Origin of the sequence: Mesorhizobium sp. M0119 (assembly GCF_040322615.1) — a bacterium.
Taxonomy (GTDB): domain Bacteria; phylum Pseudomonadota; class Alphaproteobacteria; order Rhizobiales; family Rhizobiaceae; genus Mesorhizobium.
The window spans coordinates 127,876-143,629 of record NZ_JAMYTU010000008.1 but is presented as its reverse complement, the minus strand read 5'-3'; the positions used below and the strand labels follow the sequence as shown (position 1 = coordinate 143,629).

18 protein-coding genes are annotated in these 15,754 nt (G+C 62.7%); 11 read left to right on the top strand and 7 right to left on the bottom strand.

Features of this window, described 5'->3' with window-relative positions; translation table 11 throughout:
• Positions 1–62: 62 nt before the first annotated feature.
• The 3 genes from NKJ40_RS10790 to NKJ40_RS10780 form a co-directional block, all read right to left on the bottom strand.
• A complete protein-coding gene (locus tag NKJ40_RS10790) occupies positions 63–1,349 on the bottom strand; it encodes an NAD(P)-binding domain-containing protein (protein WP_352466082.1) in 1,287 nt (428 codons plus the stop codon).
• Positions 1,350–1,394: 45 nt separating this feature from the next.
• The gene (locus NKJ40_RS10785; RefSeq protein ID WP_352466081.1) at positions 1,395–1,994 is read right to left on the bottom strand and encodes an OsmC family protein; all 600 of its coding nucleotides are present in this window, start codon (positions 1,992–1,994) and stop codon (positions 1,395–1,397) included.
• Between the two features lie 310 nt (positions 1,995–2,304).
• Positions 2,305–3,663, bottom strand: a complete 1,359-nt coding sequence (locus NKJ40_RS10780) for a trimethylamine monooxygenase (protein ID WP_352466080.1) — start codon at positions 3,661–3,663, stop codon at positions 2,305–2,307.
• Between the two features lie 260 nt (positions 3,664–3,923).
• Between NKJ40_RS10780 and NKJ40_RS10775 the strand changes: the two genes are divergently transcribed.
• Positions 3,924–4,643: a helix-turn-helix domain-containing protein gene (locus NKJ40_RS10775; protein ID WP_352466079.1), complete on the top strand. Its 720-nt coding sequence runs from the start codon at positions 3,924–3,926 to the stop codon at positions 4,641–4,643.
• 155 nt (positions 4,644–4,798) lie between these two features.
• A complete protein-coding gene (locus tag NKJ40_RS10770; RefSeq protein WP_352466078.1) occupies positions 4,799–5,170 on the top strand; it encodes an endonuclease domain-containing protein in 372 nt (123 codons plus the stop codon).
• 135 nt (positions 5,171–5,305) lie between these two features.
• Here the strand turns inward: NKJ40_RS10770 and NKJ40_RS10765 are convergent, their stop codons facing one another.
• From NKJ40_RS10765 to NKJ40_RS10750, 4 genes are read right to left on the bottom strand one after another with little or no spacing between them, the layout of a single operon-like run.
• On the bottom strand, positions 5,306–6,346 hold the full coding sequence (locus tag NKJ40_RS10765) for a heme-dependent oxidative N-demethylase family protein (RefSeq protein ID WP_352466077.1): 1,041 nt from the start codon (positions 6,344–6,346) through the stop codon (positions 5,306–5,308).
• Between the two features lie 9 nt (positions 6,347–6,355).
• Positions 6,356–7,321: a PDR/VanB family oxidoreductase gene (locus tag NKJ40_RS10760; RefSeq protein WP_352466076.1), complete on the bottom strand. Its 966-nt coding sequence runs from the start codon at positions 7,319–7,321 to the stop codon at positions 6,356–6,358.
• Complete coding sequence (locus NKJ40_RS10755) at positions 7,318–7,914, bottom strand: dimethylamine monooxygenase subunit DmmA family protein (protein WP_352466075.1); 597 nt, start codon at positions 7,912–7,914, stop codon at positions 7,318–7,320. Before NKJ40_RS10755 ends, NKJ40_RS10760 begins: the two co-directional genes overlap by 4 nt.
• A gap of 14 nt (positions 7,915–7,928) precedes the next feature.
• Positions 7,929–9,062 carry an aminomethyl transferase family protein gene (locus NKJ40_RS10750; protein WP_352466074.1) on the bottom strand — a complete coding sequence of 378 codons (1,134 nt, stop codon included), beginning with the start codon at positions 9,060–9,062 and terminating at the stop codon, positions 7,929–7,931.
• A gap of 281 nt (positions 9,063–9,343) precedes the next feature.
• Between NKJ40_RS10750 and NKJ40_RS10745 the strand changes: the two genes are divergently transcribed.
• The 9 genes from NKJ40_RS10745 to NKJ40_RS10705 all read left to right on the top strand — a co-directional run bounded on the left by NKJ40_RS10745 (position 9,344) and on the right by NKJ40_RS10705 (position 15,726).
• A complete protein-coding gene (locus tag NKJ40_RS10745) occupies positions 9,344–9,631 on the top strand; it encodes a hypothetical protein (RefSeq protein ID WP_292653877.1) in 288 nt (95 codons plus the stop codon).
• An 11-nt stretch (positions 9,632–9,642) separates the two neighbouring features.
• On the top strand, positions 9,643–10,020 hold the full coding sequence (locus NKJ40_RS10740; RefSeq protein ID WP_023716770.1) for a hypothetical protein: 378 nt from the start codon (positions 9,643–9,645) through the stop codon (positions 10,018–10,020).
• 17 nt (positions 10,021–10,037) lie between these two features.
• Positions 10,038–10,199 carry a hypothetical protein gene (locus NKJ40_RS10735; RefSeq protein WP_023673991.1) on the top strand — a complete coding sequence of 54 codons (162 nt, stop codon included), beginning with the start codon at positions 10,038–10,040 and terminating at the stop codon, positions 10,197–10,199.
• 15 nt (positions 10,200–10,214) lie between these two features.
• Positions 10,215–11,615: an APC family permease gene (locus NKJ40_RS10730; protein WP_352466073.1), complete on the top strand. Its 1,401-nt coding sequence runs from the start codon at positions 10,215–10,217 to the stop codon at positions 11,613–11,615.
• 49 nt (positions 11,616–11,664) lie between these two features.
• Positions 11,665–12,345 (top strand): hypothetical protein, encoded by a 681-nt coding sequence (locus NKJ40_RS10725; protein WP_352466072.1) that lies wholly within the window; start codon positions 11,665–11,667, stop codon positions 12,343–12,345.
• Complete coding sequence (locus NKJ40_RS10720) at positions 12,342–12,674, top strand: hypothetical protein (protein ID WP_352466071.1); 333 nt, start codon at positions 12,342–12,344, stop codon at positions 12,672–12,674. Before NKJ40_RS10725 ends, NKJ40_RS10720 begins: the two co-directional genes overlap by 4 nt.
• An 84-nt stretch (positions 12,675–12,758) precedes the next feature.
• The gene (locus NKJ40_RS10715) at positions 12,759–13,652 is read left to right on the top strand and encodes a class II glutamine amidotransferase (RefSeq protein WP_352466070.1); all 894 of its coding nucleotides are present in this window, start codon (positions 12,759–12,761) and stop codon (positions 13,650–13,652) included.
• Between the two features lie 4 nt (positions 13,653–13,656).
• Entirely contained in the window at positions 13,657–14,391 is a 735-nt protein-coding gene (locus NKJ40_RS10710) for a GltB/FmdC/FwdC-like GXGXG domain-containing protein (RefSeq protein WP_352466069.1), read from the top strand.
• A 6-nt stretch (positions 14,392–14,397) separates the two neighbouring features.
• Complete coding sequence (locus tag NKJ40_RS10705) at positions 14,398–15,726, top strand: FMN-binding glutamate synthase family protein (RefSeq protein WP_023673984.1); 1,329 nt, start codon at positions 14,398–14,400, stop codon at positions 15,724–15,726.
• The last annotated feature ends 28 nt before the right edge of the window (positions 15,727–15,754 follow it).

Here is a 15,754-nt window from a genome sequence, read left to right as displayed (position 1 = left end):
GCCGTGAGCGTCATCGTTGAAGGCAACGGCGATTTTTGCCGCGCCAGCGTTGTATTCTGCGGTCAGGCCGCGGCTCGGCGGGAGGCGTCGAGAAACATTGCCACGTGAGCCGCCAGCGCCTCGGCATCGCGGCCGACGCCGTCGAGGAAGCTGGAGCTTCGATGGCGCATGAAATTGAGACCGAGCACGTAGAGTCCCGGATATGCGCAGACGCCGCCATCGTTCAGGATTTCGCCCCGGGCATCGAACACATCCAGCTTCAGCCACGGGTATTCCCGGCGATATCCGGTGGCCCAGATGACGGTCTCGATACCTTGGTCGATGAGGTCGATTTCGGTCGGTTCGGCGCTCAGGAACAGGCTCGGAATGTATCCGGGGTCGGTCGAGTAGCGGGCCTTGCCGGCGGCCGCGCGATCTATGTTGGCCAGCACGCGCCTCAGCCTGCGTTCCGCCGCCGCGGTCGTGTCGGCGAGATCGCCACTGAACCGAATGCGCGTATCGCAGGCGGCAACCGCTCGACCGACAAGACGAACGCCTTGCTCACGAAGGCCGGCGAGATCGAGAGACCTGTGCTCGGGCGTGCCTATGAGCTGCAGCGAGGGTTGCCGCCGTGCCGCCGCGAGATCCGTAACTTCGGCGACAGGCTTGGCAAGCATTCCCAGCCGGTCGAGCCACCACAGGATGTCGTGCCCGTGGTAAAGCCTCGGCAATCGCGTATGACTGCCGACCGACAGGGTTACCGGGCGGCCGGAGCGATTGATCTCCTCAGCAAGTTGTATGCCGGTCGCGGAGGCACCGGCCACGAGAACGCCGCCCTGGGCCAGCTGCCGAGGGTTGCGATAGTCCCGCGGCGCGACCTGCCGGATCCGGGAGGAGATGTGCTTTGCAATTGATGGAATGCGGGGCCGATCGCTGTATCCGGTCGCGACCACGACCGCACGCACGCTCCATTGGCCGCGATCGGTCAGCAGCCGGAAGCCTCCGTCGATCGTTTCGACCGAAAGCACCTCCACACCGTCCTCCACCGGCGCGGTGATCGAGCACGCGTAATCCTCCAGGAACCCGACGGTCTCAGCCATTGTCATGAAGCCGTTGGGATCGGCGCCGCGATAGCCGCCGCCGGGCAGGCGCGTCATCCAGTTGGGCGTCAGCAGGCGGAGCGAGTCCCACCGTTCGCTGCGCCAGCGCTCCGCGATCCGGCCGCGCTCCAGCACGACGTGGTCGACGCCGCGCTCGGACAGGCATCGGCTCATGGCTAGACCCGCCTGTCCGGCGCCGATAATGGCCACGTCTGTACGCTGCATGGAATCCGCGCCTTGCAAGCAGGGGCAACAGATCGCCGGCGCCATCCTTTTCCAGGACGAGGCCGGCGATATTGCTCTTCCGGACCGAAGTCAGCCTTTCACGACAACCGAGACCGGCACGCCGTTGGTCAGCACGTCGAACACGGCGGAACGGGCACGCGACTGCGTCACGATTTCCTCGAGCTTCTCAGCGGGAGCATCGCCCTTGATCTTGAAGGAGATACGGATGCCTTGGTAGCCGTTGCGGACCTCGTTCGAGATGCCGAGGATGCCGCGAAGGTCGATGTCGCCTTCGACGGTCGATTCCACCTCATGCAGCGTCACCCCGCGCACGGCCGCGATGTTCGCGATGCCGGCCGTGAGGCATGAAGCAAGCGCGTGGAGAAGATATTCGACCGGCGTCGGGCCGTTGTCTGTGCCGCACAGCACCGCTGGATGGTCGCTGTCAGCCTGGTAGGCCATCTTGTGAGACTGCTCGGTGCCGGCGCCGAAGAAATTGGCCATGGTGCTGCTGCTGTGCGTGCCGGCAATCCAGCGGCTCTTGGCACGGAACTGGAACTTGGCAAGCTCGGGCTGCCCCGCGACTGCGTTGATGGTGGCCAGAAGGGCGGGCGTGTCAACGCCGTTCCTTGGCTCCCGCGGCGCCTTCTTAACGGAAGACTTCTCCATGACCATTGTATCGTCCCGCATGTCATTCACTCCTGGTTCGGATGTTGCTCGACCGGGATTGCCCGGACGGCTAAACCTCGGCCGGCAGCGTTTGACGTGCAGTGGGAACAATAGTGGGAAAACGAGAGGTTTTTTGCGTCAGCCGGTAGTGAAGAGCGCCAGGACCGTAATCAGCGAAACGACGGGCCTTCAAACGCTTGCTTCCCGCGACACCGCGATCTCACGCAGCGCCGAGAAGGCGTCAAAACCGAAACCACAGGGTCAACTTGCGTCGTCCGGACCTCTGCGACGACGCAGCCCGTCCAAACGATTTGGGTATTCGACCCCTGGCCTACTCCGCCGCGACCCCCTTCACCTCGAGATAGCTTTCCATTGAATCGTCCATCGCCTGCAGCCAGGGCGTATGGTGCAGCGGCGCCATCGTGCCGGTCATCAGCGAGCGATAGGAATGGTCGCGGAAGCCCATAATGTCTTCCGCCTTGTGGTGCTCCCATTCCATGAAGGTCTGATTGACGGCCTCGACGTCGAAGCCGGGATAATCGGTCTGCTCCATCAGCTCCCTGGTGTAGTCACCCTGGAACCAGATCATCTGCTCGGCGTCTTCCAGCGTTTCCTCGCGTGCCCGCCACTTTTTGCCGTGCTCGGCCATCGCTTCGGCCGAGTGCAGCTTGATGCGGCCCATGATGACGTCGCGGGCGAACCAGGCCTGCGCGTCGAACATGTTGAAGGTGTAGAACTGGTCCTGCATGCCGATATAGGACAGCTTCGGGTTCTTCTCCCAGACGACGCCCTCGTAGAGCCCGTCCGGCCACATGCGGTTGGCGGTCTTGAGCTTCAAATCCTCGGTGAGGAACGGGAAGGAATGGAGGTAGCCGGTGCACAGGATGATGGCGTCGACGTCTTTGGTGCTGCCGTCCTTGAAATGCGCGGTCTTGCCGACGACCTTCTGCAGCAGCGGCACTTCCTTCCAGTTCTCCGGCCATTTGAAGCCCATCGGCTTCGAGCGATAGCTGGAGGTGATCGATCTGGCGCCGTATTTGTAGCATTGCGAGCCGATGTCCTCGGCCGAATAAGAGCGGCCGATGATCAAAATGTCCTTGCCCTTGAATTCCATGGCGTCGCGGAAATCGTGGCTGTGCAGGATACGGCCGTTGAAGGTCGAAAAGCCCTCGAAATAGGGAACGTTGGGCACGGAGAAATGCCCCGAAGCGACGACGACATTGTCGAACTCTTCCGAGTAGGTGACGTCGTTGGTGCGGTCATGCGCGGTGACGGTGAATTTTTTTGTCGTTTCGGAAAAGGTGACCATGCGCACCGGGCTGTTGAAGCGCACCCATTGGCGCACGCCGGACTTTTCGACGCGGCCCTTGATGTAGTCCCACAGCACGGCGCGCGGCGGATAGGAGCCGATCGGCCGGCCGAAATGCTCCTCGAACGTATAGTCGGCGAATTCGAGGCATTCCTTCGGGCCGTTCGACCAGAGATAGCGATACATCGAGCCATGCACCGGGTCGCCGTGCTCGTCGAGGCCGGTGCGCCAGGTGTAGTTCCACAGGCCACCCCAGTCGGACTGCTTTTCGAAGCAGACGATCTCGGGAATGTCGGCGCCCTTGTCGGCGGCCGACTTGAAGGCCCGGAGCTGGGCCATGCCGGACGGCCCGGCTCCGATGACGGCAACACGATCTTTCATTGCGGGCCTCCCGATCTCATTTCCTTAACGAAACAAATTTCACTGACAGGACAGTAATTGCCCCTTCGATGCTGTCAACAGGCCTTGTCGCGAAACCCTCGTTTCACCAAGCTGGATTTCCAAGCGACGCAGTAGCTCGGGCGAAATCCGGACATTGCGCAATTCGACACAGGTGGCTTGCCGTGGCAGTTGCGCTTCTGTATCGGCACCGAATATGTTCACCGTGAGTGAAATGAATCGGCAAGGTCCGGGGTGGCAACATGGCGAAAAAAGCATCCAGTCTAAAGCCTGCTGCGGCCGTCGTCGCCGCCAAAGCCAAGCCGTCGGTCGCTGCAATCGATCCGCGCAAGATACGCGCGCCGCTCACCCAGAACCCGCACGCCATTCGCGACACCCGCGAAAAAGTGCTGGAGGTCGCAATTGGCCGCGAGGTGCGGGCATTCCGCAAGAAGCTCGGCATTACGGTGGCCGATCTGGCTGCCGCCACCGACATTTCGTTGGGCATGCTGTCGAAGATCGAGAACGGCATCACCTCGCCGTCGCTGACCACGTTGCAGGCGCTGTCGCGGGCGCTCGGCGTTCCCGTCACCGCTTTCTTCCGCCGCTTCGAGGAAGAGCGCAGTGCTGTTTTCGTCAAGGCCGGCGAAGGGCTCGACGTCGAGCGCCGCGGCACGCGCGCCGGCCACCAGTACAATCTGCTCGGCCATATCGGCTCCAACACCAGCGGCGTCGTCGTCGAACCCTATCTGATCACGCTGACCGAGGATTCCGACGTGTTTCCGACCTTCCAGCACGAAGGCATGGAGTTCCTCTATATGCTCGAAGGCGAGGTGGTTTACCGGCACGGCAGCAATCTCTACCCGATGAAGCCCGGCGACAGCCTGTTCTTCGACGCCGATGCGCCGCACGGACCGGAAGTGCTGACCGTTCTGCCGATGCGCTATTTGTCGATCATCTGCTATCCGCAAAGCGCGGGGTAACGGAGATCGGTCTCCCCCTTGGTCCTTGTGAGCGAGATCGGCGGCTTCGCGACGGCTACTCTTTTGCGGCATTGGCGATTGGCGAAGCCGAAGTGACATTCGATCTCCCCCCTTGAGGGGGAGATGTCCGGCAGGACAGAGTGGGGCGAACCGCGATGACGCATAATCTAGTATCCGCCAACAACCGCCGCAATGCGCGCAGGATGCGCAAGGTGATGACCGATGCCGAACTCAAGCTTTGGAATGAGATCAGGGCACACAGGCTGATGGGACTGGGGTTTCGGCGCCAGATGCCTATCGGCGGCCATGTCGTCGATTTTGCATGCCCGGACAAAAAGCTGATCGTCGAGCTTGATGGTTCCCAGCATGGCCAGGCCGAAACATCGGAATCGGATGCTGCAAGAACCGCCAAGTTCGAAGCGCTGGGCTGGACGGTCCTGCGCTTCTGGAACGACGATGTCGTTCGCGATATCGACAATGTCTGCCAGCATGTCGTGATGGTGGCTGGGCTGGGCGGCGCGGCGTGAGCTTCGCGGAGGCGCTGGGGTGGACATTGGGCAAGGCCGGCGCTCCACGGCGCCCCCCTCTGCCCTGCCGGGCATCTCCCCCTCAAGGGGGGAGATTGGCTGCTTTAGGGGTAGCGCCACCGCGCAAAGAAAAACTCAATCCGGCCCAAACCCCGGCGACGTCGCACTGCCGTCATCCAACTTCGACAGCCACTCGACCAGTGTCGGCCGATAGCGCGTCAGGCCTTTGTAATTGGCGAGTTCCTCGGGCAGGTCGCGGATGACGCGGTGCAGCCGCCGTGCCCATTTTGGCTGCGTCACCAGCTCGTCCATCTTGATCAGGTAGCAGCGGATCGGGAAGACGATCGCATTCGAGCGCGGCAGCCGCCAGAAGCTCTGCAGCTCGACGCGCAGATGGACCTTGTCGCCGACGTTTTCCGGCGTCACCGTGGCGCGGTCCGGACCCCATTTGTGGTAATTTTCCGGGCTGGTGTCGAGGCGCGGATTGATGGTCATCGTCCAGTTCAGCCGGCGCGCCGGCTTGCCCTGCTGAATGTTGGTGAGGAACTTCAGCGCCCGGACGAATATCCCCTTCTCATGCGCCAGCGGCACCGGCGCGTGCCATTCGAAGAAGTTCATGCCGATGTCGAAATCGAGCGACCAGTCGGCCTGGGTGGTGACCATGCCGGCATCCATCCACAGATTGCCGTCGCGCTGGTCGAGGATGCAGAAATCGCCCTGGCTCTGGCGGGTGATATATTCCATCGGCCCATAGGGCAGCGTCGAGACGTCACCGAAGGTGAAGCTGTCGTCGATGCCGAGCGGCCGGTTGATCCAGCGCCAGCGGTCGCCGTCGCGCGTCAGCGTGAAATGCTCGGGATAGCCCAGCGCCTGCTGCTCCATCAAAAGCTCGAGCAGATCCCAGCCGGCCAGCGTCATGTGCGGCAGCGACTGGCAGCGCAGCGGGTCTTCGGCCAGCACCAAAGCGCGGTCCCGCATTTCGGCGACATAGTGCTCGTCGACGTCGATCAAATTCTCCAGCACGCTGCCCTTCGGCCCGACGACATGCGGCTCGATATTGACCGCATACATGTAGCTGTCTTCATGGAACGGGAAAGGAAACCGCCTGATGTGCTCCGGGCTGTTCCTGAAGGTGAAGTCGTCGCGGAACGTTTCCTTGCGAAAGGTGATGCCCAAGCTCGCCTCCTATCTTTCCAGCACCAGCGACCTGCCTTCGAAGCGCGACACGCAGGGCATGATCTTGCAGCCCGAACGGTGGTCTTCCTCGCTCAGCCAATGGTCGTTGTGGATGAATTTGCCGTCATGCGAAATGACGTTGGTCTCACACTGACCGCAGACGCCGCCGCGGCAGAGATAGGGCGGATCGACGCCGGCCGCCTCGATCGCCTCGAGCAGGCTCTGCTGCTCGTCGACACGGATCGTCTTGCCGCTGAGCGCCAGCGTCACGTCGAAGGGCGCGCCGGGCTGCGGGGCCGCGAAATGCTCGAAATGCACGGTCTCCGGAGGCCAGCCGAGCGCCGCGGCACGCTCGCGCACCCAGCCGATCATGCCGGACGGGCCGCAGACATAGAGATGGGTGCCGAGCGGCTGCGACGACAGCAGCCGGTCGAGATCGACGCGCTCGTCGCGGTCGTCGTGATAGAGCCTGACCCGGCGATCGTAGCGCTCTCTCAGCAGGTCGGCATAGGTGCCGAGCGAGGCGGTGCGGCAGGTGTAGTGCAACTCGAAATTGCCGCCTTCCGCCGCCAGCTGCGCGGTCTGTGCCATGAACGGGGTGATGCCGATGCCGCCGGCCAGCATCAAGTGCTTCCTGGCGCGCAGATCAAGCGAGAACAGGTTGACGGGATAGCTGACCACCATCTCCGTGCCCGGCCTGACGCTCCTGTGCATGAACAGCGAGCCGCCGCGGCCGGCGTCGTCGCGGCGAACCGAGATGGTGTATTCGCGGGTGTCGAGCGGCGAGCCCATCAGCGAATAGGGATTGAGCCTGGTGCGTTCGCCATCGCGCATCTCGACGACGACATGGGCGCCGCCGGAAAAAGTTGGCAAAAGCTGGCCGTCGCGCCGGCGGAAATGAAAGCGCGTCACCAGCTCGTTGACCGGAACGACATCGCTGACGACGACGTCGAGCTTGGTGGTGCCGGTGCTCATCGAAAGACCTCCTCCGTCGGAGGAATTTCACTGCGGTCCTCGGCATTGATGCAGACGCCCTGGAAGGCGGCGAGGCGTCGCGAATAGTGGTCGCGCACCAGAAGCAGCAGGCCGCAATGCGAACAGGTCGCCGGCTGCGTCGTGACGTTCTCGGTGATGCCCTTACAATGGACGCACTGCATGCGGCGCGCCAGCGAGCCACGATGCTCGGTCTGGATCGAGGTGTGGTCGATGCCGGCTTCGAGCGCCGCCTGCATGGCCTGGCCGATCAGCCCTTCGGTGCCGGCAAGATAGAGCCTGAGTCCCATATGGGCGTTGGCCAGCGTCTGCTTCAGCCGCGGCAGGGCACTGGCGAAGGAATGGCCGAGGTAGAACTGCGCCGGCTTCAGTGCTTCGAGCGCGTCGGCATATTTACCGTCGCGGCCGGGAATGAAGATGATGTGGGCGCCGCCGAAGAAATCCGCCGGTGCCTTGGCGGCCAGATCGGCAATCGCCAGCGCTCCCTCTGCATCCGCTATGAAAAGATGATGCTTGCCGGGCTGCGGAGACAGGGTCCCATAGACCGGCCGGCTGATGATGCTTTTCGCTGCCATACCCGCAGTATGCCTCAGCCTTTCGCCGTGCGCTTGGTCTTCTTCGGATCATCGAAGGGAAGCGGCTCGGCGGTTGCGCTGATGGCGCCGCTCTTGTTGCGGATCTCGAGCCTGGTGCCCTGCACCGCGCAGTCGACGTCGAGCCGGGCGATGCCCATCGATTTTTTGACCAGCGGCGAATACATGGCGCAGGTCACCACGCCGACTTTCTTGCCGCCGCGGTAGACCGGCGCGCCCTCGTCGGCCGGCTCCTTGCCTTCGAGCAGCACGCCGTAGATCTTGAAACGCTCCTTGCCCTTGAGGCGGTAGTGTTCCTCGGCGCCGCGAAAGCCCGTCTTGCCGGGGCTGACTGTGAAGTCGAGGCCGAGCTCCCACAGCGTGTCGCCGGGGCCTTCATTCTCGAACGGGTATTTCTGCGAATTGTCGTAGGGGTAAAACAGCAGGTAGCTCTCGACGCGCAGCATGTCGAGCGTGGTGAAGCGGCACGGGATGATGCCGGCGCTCTTGCCCTCGTCGAGGATCCTGTCCCAGATCGTGCCGGCGTCCTGGCCACGGCAGAAGATCTCGTAGCCGCGCTCGCCGGTATAGCCGGTGCGCGAGATCATCACCGGGAAGCCGAACAGCTGCGTCTGCATGTGGTGGAAATAGTTGAGGTCGCGAATGCCGGGCACATGCTTTGCCAGATAATCCACGGCTAGCGGCCCCTGCAGCGAAAGGTCGTGCAGATTGTCATCGAAGCGCAGCGACACGTCGCGACCGACAGAAGCGCGCTGCAGCTCTTCATGGCCGGTGCCCGAGCCATGCACGACCATCCAGGAATTCGGGCCGGTGCGGTAGAGGATGCAGTCATCGGTGAACTTGCCGGCCTCGTTCAGCATGCAGGCATAGGCCGACTTGCCGGGATAGATCTTTTCGACGTCGCGCGTCGTCGCCAGGTCGATCAGGTGCGAGGCGTGCGGCCCGGTGATGTGGACCTTCTTCAAGCCGGACACGTCCATCAGGCCGGCCTTGGTGCGGATGGCGATGTACTCTTCGTCGGCGTCCTTGTCGTAGGTCCAGGCGGTGCCCATGCCGCTCCAGTCCTCGAGCTTCGAGCCGAGCGCGCGATGGCGGTCCGCAAGCGTCGAAAATCTCCAGGATGCCGTCATCCGCTGGTCCTCCGTTCGAAAGAACTTTTGCTTTCCTTGCTCCCTGCACAGTGGCGGGAGCGTTGCCCGAATATTGACCGCAAACGCCGGGAGCCTGCAATACCCGTAAGCAAATAATTTCATTGTCAGGCAAATCCGGCGGACCAAACAAACGGTTAACGTCGCGTAAAACCGTCTTGACAATTCCAGAATTCGGCCAGATTTTATGAAAAAAATTTCACTCTCTTGAAAGAGGGCAATGACCGGCCAATTCGACCGGGCGTTGAAAAAGGGGAAAGCCGATGTCCGACCTGCAACAGCGCGTCGAAGCGTTGTACCGTTCCGACGTGCGTGGATCCATGCTCCTGATCGTCTGCCTGTGGGCGACGATCCTCTTTGTCCTGTTCATGACATGGCCGTACATCCCCGACGCCGGCATCAAGCTCGTCGTCGCGGTCGCCGCCGGCGCCGTGCTGATCTTCAACACGGCCGCGATCCTGGCGATGGTCAACCACTACAAGGAAGACAAGGACTTCATCTACGGCCTCGACATCAAGAATGCCGACGCCTACCGCAACCGCAAGTCCTGAGGGGGAGACGCATGGCCCGCTATACACCGCCCGAACAGAGCAAGGCCGGACAGGTCTTCGATATCGCCGTCGTCGTGGTCGCGATTTTCGTCGCGCTGTGGCTGCCGCTGAAACTGGGGCTGGCAGGGGCGGCAAAATCCATCGACGCGCTCGACGCCAAGACGTGGGAAGCGCTCGGACAGAACCCGACCATGGCCTCGATCTGGGAAAAGCTCGGCTACACGCCGGAAACCGCGCACGACATCATTCAGAACCGGTTCCACTACATCATCGACTGGCCGACGTTGATCATCATGGCCGCGGTGCTGATCGGCTATTTCATTTTTCTGTTCCGCGCATCGGACCGCGAATACCGCGACGTCATCAACGAAAAATTCGACGACAAATAAATCAGGGAAGCATCGTCATGTGGGTGGCACTCTCTTACGCATGCTGGGGCATCTCGATCGTGCTCGCGCTGTGGATGCTCTACGACTGGTTCAAGATCGACACGACCTATTCCGAAGAGATGCTGACCTCGTCCAGGGAAGGCGAACTTGAAGCCGTGTCCGAAAAACACCGGATCTGAGTGGGGGATTGAACGATGACGATCACGGCTGAACCAGCGGTGCAAGTGCAAGGCGACAGGGTTTCACTGCTCAGGGTGCTTGGCCCGGCCCATGTCTGGGCACTCGGCGTCGGCATCGTTCTGGTCGGCGAATTCACCGGCTGGAATTTCGCGGCGGACAAGGGCGGTGCGCTGGCGGCGCTGATCGTCTGCTGGATCGTCGGGCTGCTCTACACGTCGGTCGCGATGATCGATTCCGAAGTTACCTCGACGGTTGCCGCCGCCGGCGGCCAATATGCCCAGGCAAAGCACATTGTCGGGCCGCTGATGGCCTTCAACGTCGCGCTTTTCCTAGTCTTTGCCTACACCATGCTCGAAGTGTCGGACGCTATCCTGCTCGGCGACACGATCGTCGCCAAGGCCGGTGTCGAGGGCCTCAACCACAATTCCTTCATCGCCGCGACCATCGTCGTGCTGGCATGGCTGAACTATCGCGGCGTGCTGATGACGCTCAACGTCAACTTCGTCATCACCACCATCGCTTATGTCTCGATCGTCATCCTGTTCTTCTCGGTCAGCCCGTGGACGCAAGGCGCCGTGCTGAAGCTGAACGAGCTGGTCACCCCCGGCAACGCCCTGCCCTATGGCTGGATCGGCGTCATCGCCGCCTTCCAGTTCGGCATCTGGTATTATCTCGGCATTGAGGGCACCACGCAGGCCGCCGAGGAAGTGCGCTCGCCGGCGCGCTCGCTGCCCTACGGCACGATGGCCGGCATGATCACACTTTTGATCGCCGCCGCCATGACCTGGTATGTCTGCGCCTCGCTGATGCCCTGGGAATATCTCGGCATCACCTACTATCCGCTGTGGGACGCAGGCAAACTGACCGGCAGTGCGCTGCTGGAAAACCTGTTGTTCATCGCGACGCTGCTTGCGGCGCTGGCCTCTGCCAATGGCTGCATCAACGACGCCGCGCGCGCCTGGTTTTCGCTCGGCCGCGACCGCTATCTGCCGACCTGGTTCTCGGCGGTGCATCCGAAATACCGCACGCCCTATCGCTCGATCCTGTTCCTGCTGCCGATCGCGCTCGCCTTCGCCTTCATCGCCGACCTCAACCAGGCGATCACCTTCTCGATCCTGTCGGGCGTGCTGCAATACACCTTCATGAGCATCAACATCATCATGTTCAGAAAGAAGTGGCCGCTCGGCTCGATCCGCCGCGGCTACACCCATCCGTTCCATCCGCTGCCGGCGATCGTCTTGTTCTGCCTTTGCGTAGTCACCTTCTTTGCGATCTTCCTCGGCTTCGGCTCGCAGCTGATCGCCATGGTCGCCTTCTACTTCCTGATCTCGCTATGGTTCCACTTCTACCGCTACAAATTCGTGCGCCGCGGTGCTCAGTTCACCATGCCGTGGCCGAAGCCGCAGGGCTACTGACGAGAGGCGCGCCCTGTCAGGCGGACATTTGCGTGACAAGGTGCGTTAGGTGATCTCAGCATTGCTCGCCGGGGCGGTTGCCCTGGCTCTCGTCCTTCATTTCGCCTGGCTTGCGCGCGCCAGCCGCATCAAGGCCTTGGCCGCGCTTGCCGCCGAGGAAGCCGGAATCCGCACCGTCATCCCCAACGCGGCCAACATCCCGGACGGCACTGCCGGCGTCGTCACCTTCGCCGGCTCGTGGAACGGCCGGCGGGTGCAGGTACGGACTATCGTCGACACGCTGGCGATAAGGAAGCTGCCGGCGCGCTGGCTGAGCGTTTCGATCACCGAAAAGGTCGCGATACCAGGCACTTTCGATATGATGATGCGGCCCGGATCGCCGACGACCTTTTCCAATTTCGATCATCTCGACCATACGCTGCCGAAGGCGGCTGGATTTCCGGCCGAGGCGGTGCTGCGGAGCGACCGCAAGGGCGTGCGCTTTCCCGAGGCTCTTATCGCTGGTCACCTCGACATCTTTGCCGAGGGGCGCGCCAAGGAACTGCTGATCACGCCGAACGGCGTGCGCATCGTCTGGCTCCTGGCCGAGGCCGAGCGGGCGCGCTACGGCGTATTCCGGCAAGCCGAATTCGGCACGGTCAGGCTCGATCCGGGGCTGATCGAGAGGCTGCTGTCGTCGGCTTCGGCGCTGCGCGATGCCATCAATCAAAGCGAACGGCAGGCGGCATGACCAGCCAGATCACCACCTCCCCCGCACCACCGAACCCCTATCTGGTTCTGGGCGCTGCGATCGCCTTGCCGGCGAGCGGGCATGTCGTGCTCGGCGTGCCGGTACGCGGCCTGCAATTCCTGTTCTTCATGGTGATCCTCGCCTGGGTCACAGCCAAGATCGCGCCGCCCGACGCCAGCTTCGTCGGCCGCCATGCTGGCGGCTTCCTGATCTATGCCCTGTCGATCCTGGATTCCTACAAGATCGCCCGCATCCGCTATGCCAAATGGGTTCACAATCGCGGCGGGCGCGGCGATAGTGCGGCCGGCGGCGCCTCGGCCGATATATAACGACAGGAAAATTTTTTTCATACCAATTGAATTCCCCGGACGCATTCGATACATCTCCAAGGGAACAAATCTCGGGAGCCTGACATGTGCGGAATCGTCGGACTGTTTTTGAAGGACAAGTCGCTCGAACCCCAGCTTGGCGCGATGCTGTCGGAGATGCTGATCTCGCTCAGCGATCGCGGTCCCGACAGCGCCGGCATCGCCATCTATGGCGCGTCCTCCAATGAAGCCAAGATCACCATCCAGTCGGCCAAGCCGGAGCGCGATTTCCGCGGCCTCGACGCTGAACTCGCCAAGGCAATCGGCGCGCCGGTGAGCATTGCTGCGAAGTCGACGCATGCGGTGGTCAGGACGACGCCTGCCAAGATCGACGAAGCGCGCGAGGCCATCCAGGCGCTGCGCCCCGACATCCGCATCATGGGCGCCGGCAACGTCGTCGAAATCTACAAGGAAGTCGGCTTGCCGGAAGCGGTCGTCGACCGTTTCGGCGTCCGCGAGATGACCGGCACCCACGGCATCGGCCATACCCGCATGGCGACCGAATCGGCGGTGACAACGATGGGCGCGCATCCGTTCTCGACCGGCGCCGACCAGTGCCTGGTGCATAATGGCTCGCTGTCCAACCACAACAATGTCCGCCGCGAGCTGATCCGCGAAGGCATGACATTCGAGACCGAGAACGACACCGAGGTCGCTGCCGCCTATCTCTCCTCGCAGATGGCGCATGGCAAGAACCTGGGCGAGGCGCTGGAAGGCACGCTGAGCGATCTCGACGGCTTTTTCACCTTCGTCGTCGGCACCAAGAACGGCTTCGGCGTGGTGCGCGATCCGATCGCCTGCAAGCCTGCCGTGATGGCCGAAACCGACCAGTATGTCGCCTTCGGCTCGGAATATCGTGCGCTCACCAAACTGCCCGGCATAGACAATGCGAAGGTCTGGGAACCCGAGCCCGCAACCGTCTATTTCTGGGAGCATTGATCTGATGCCGGCAATCAACCTCTCCAAAGCCGCGCGTGAGCCGGGCCAGGCATCGAGGGTCTTCGACCTGGCCGAAATGTCGCTGCGCGAGCTCAACCAGGCGCTGCACGATCTGGCGCCCGGTTCGAACGAGACCGCCTGGGAAGTACTTCACCCGCGAGGCAGCCATTCGGTCGCCGTCGGCGTCGACCAGCCGGTCGCCATCGATGTGCGCGGCAGCGTCGGCTATTATTGCGGCGGCATGAACGACGGCGGCAGCATCACCGTGCATGGCTCGGCCGGGCCCGGCGTCGGCGAGAACATGATGTCCGGCCAGATCATCGTCAAAGGCGACGCCAGCCAGTATGCCGGCGCCACCGGCAGGGGCGGGTTGCTGGTCATCGAAGGCAACGCGTCGTCGCGCTGCGGCATCTCGATGAAAGGCATCGACATCGTCGTCCACGGCAATATCGGCCACATGTCGGCGTTCATGGCGCAATCCGGCAACCTCGTGGTGCTGGGCGACGCCGGCGACGCGCTCGGCGATTCCATCTACGAGGCGCGGCTTTTTGTGCGCGGCAAAGTCGAAAGCCTCGGCGCCGACTGCATCGCCAAGGAGATGCGGCCCGAGCATCTGGAACTGCTGCAAAACCTACTCGACCGCGCCGGCGTGACCGGCGTCAAGGCGGCGGAGTTCAAGCGCTACGGCTCGGCTCGTACCCTCTACAATTTCAATATCGACAACGCCGACGCGTATTGAGGCTCAATGACCTATCGCAACCCGCCGACGACGCCGCGCAAATCCGCGACCTTCGACGACTACACGCTTTCCGAGATCCGCCGCGCCGCGGCGACCGGCATCTATGACATCCGCGGCGCCGGCGCCAAGCGCAAGCTGCCGCATTTCGACGACCTTCTGTTCCTCGGCGCCTCGATCTCGCGCTATCCGCTCGAAGGTTATCGCGAGCGCTGCGACACCAGCGTCGTGCTCGGTTCGCGCTATGCGAAGAAGCCGATCGAACTGAAAATCCCGATCACCATTGCCGGCATGAGCTTCGGCTCGCTGTCCGGTCCCGCCAAGGAAGCGCTCGGCCGTGGCGCGACGCTGTCGGGCACCTCGACCACCACCGGCGACGGCGGCATGACCGAGGAAGAGCGCGGCCATTCGAAGACGCTGGTCTACCAGTATCTGCCGTCGCGCTACGGCATGAACCCGCGCGATCTGCGCCGGGCCGATGCGATCGAAGTGGTCGTCGGCCAGGGCGCCAAGCCCGGCGGCGGCGGCATGCTGCTTGGTCAGAAGATCTCCGATCGCGTTGCCGAAATGCGTACGCTGCCGAAGGGCATCGACCAGCGCTCGGCCTCGCGCCACCCCGACTGGACCGGGCCCGACGACCTCGAAATCAAGATCCTCGAACTGCGCGAGATCACCGACTGGGAAAAGCCGATCTACGTCAAGGTCGGCGGCGCGCGGCCCTATTACGATACCGCGCTTGCGGTGAAATCGGGCGCCGATGTTGTCGTCGTCGACGGCATGCAGGGCGGCACGGCGGCAACCCAGGAAGTGTTCATCGAAAATGTCGGCCAGCCGACGCTTGCCTGCATCAGGCCGGCTGTGCAGGCGCTGCAGGATCTCGGCATGCACCGCAAGGTGCAGCTGATCGTCTCGGGCGGCATACGCAACGGCGCCGACGTCGCCAAGGCCCTGGCGCTCGGCGTCGATGCGGTGTCGATCGGTACGGCAGCGCTTGTCGCGCTCGGCGACAACGATCCGCGCTGGGAAGCGGAATACAACGAACTCGGCACCACCGCCGGCGCCTATGACGACTGGCATGAGGGTCGCGACCCGGCAGGCATCACCACGCAGGATCCCGAGCTAATGAAACGGGTCGATCCGATTGCGGCCGGACGACGGCTGGCGAATTATCTTAAGGTGATGACACTTGAGGCTCAGACAATCGCCCGCGCCTGCGGCAAGAACAGCCTGCACAATCTCGAGCCCGAGGATCTTGTGGCCTTGACGATCGAAGCCGCCGCCATGGCCGGCGTGCCGCTGGCCGGCACCAACTGGATACCGGGCAAGAACGGCTTCTAAGACAAACCAAAAATGCCAGTAAGCGAGG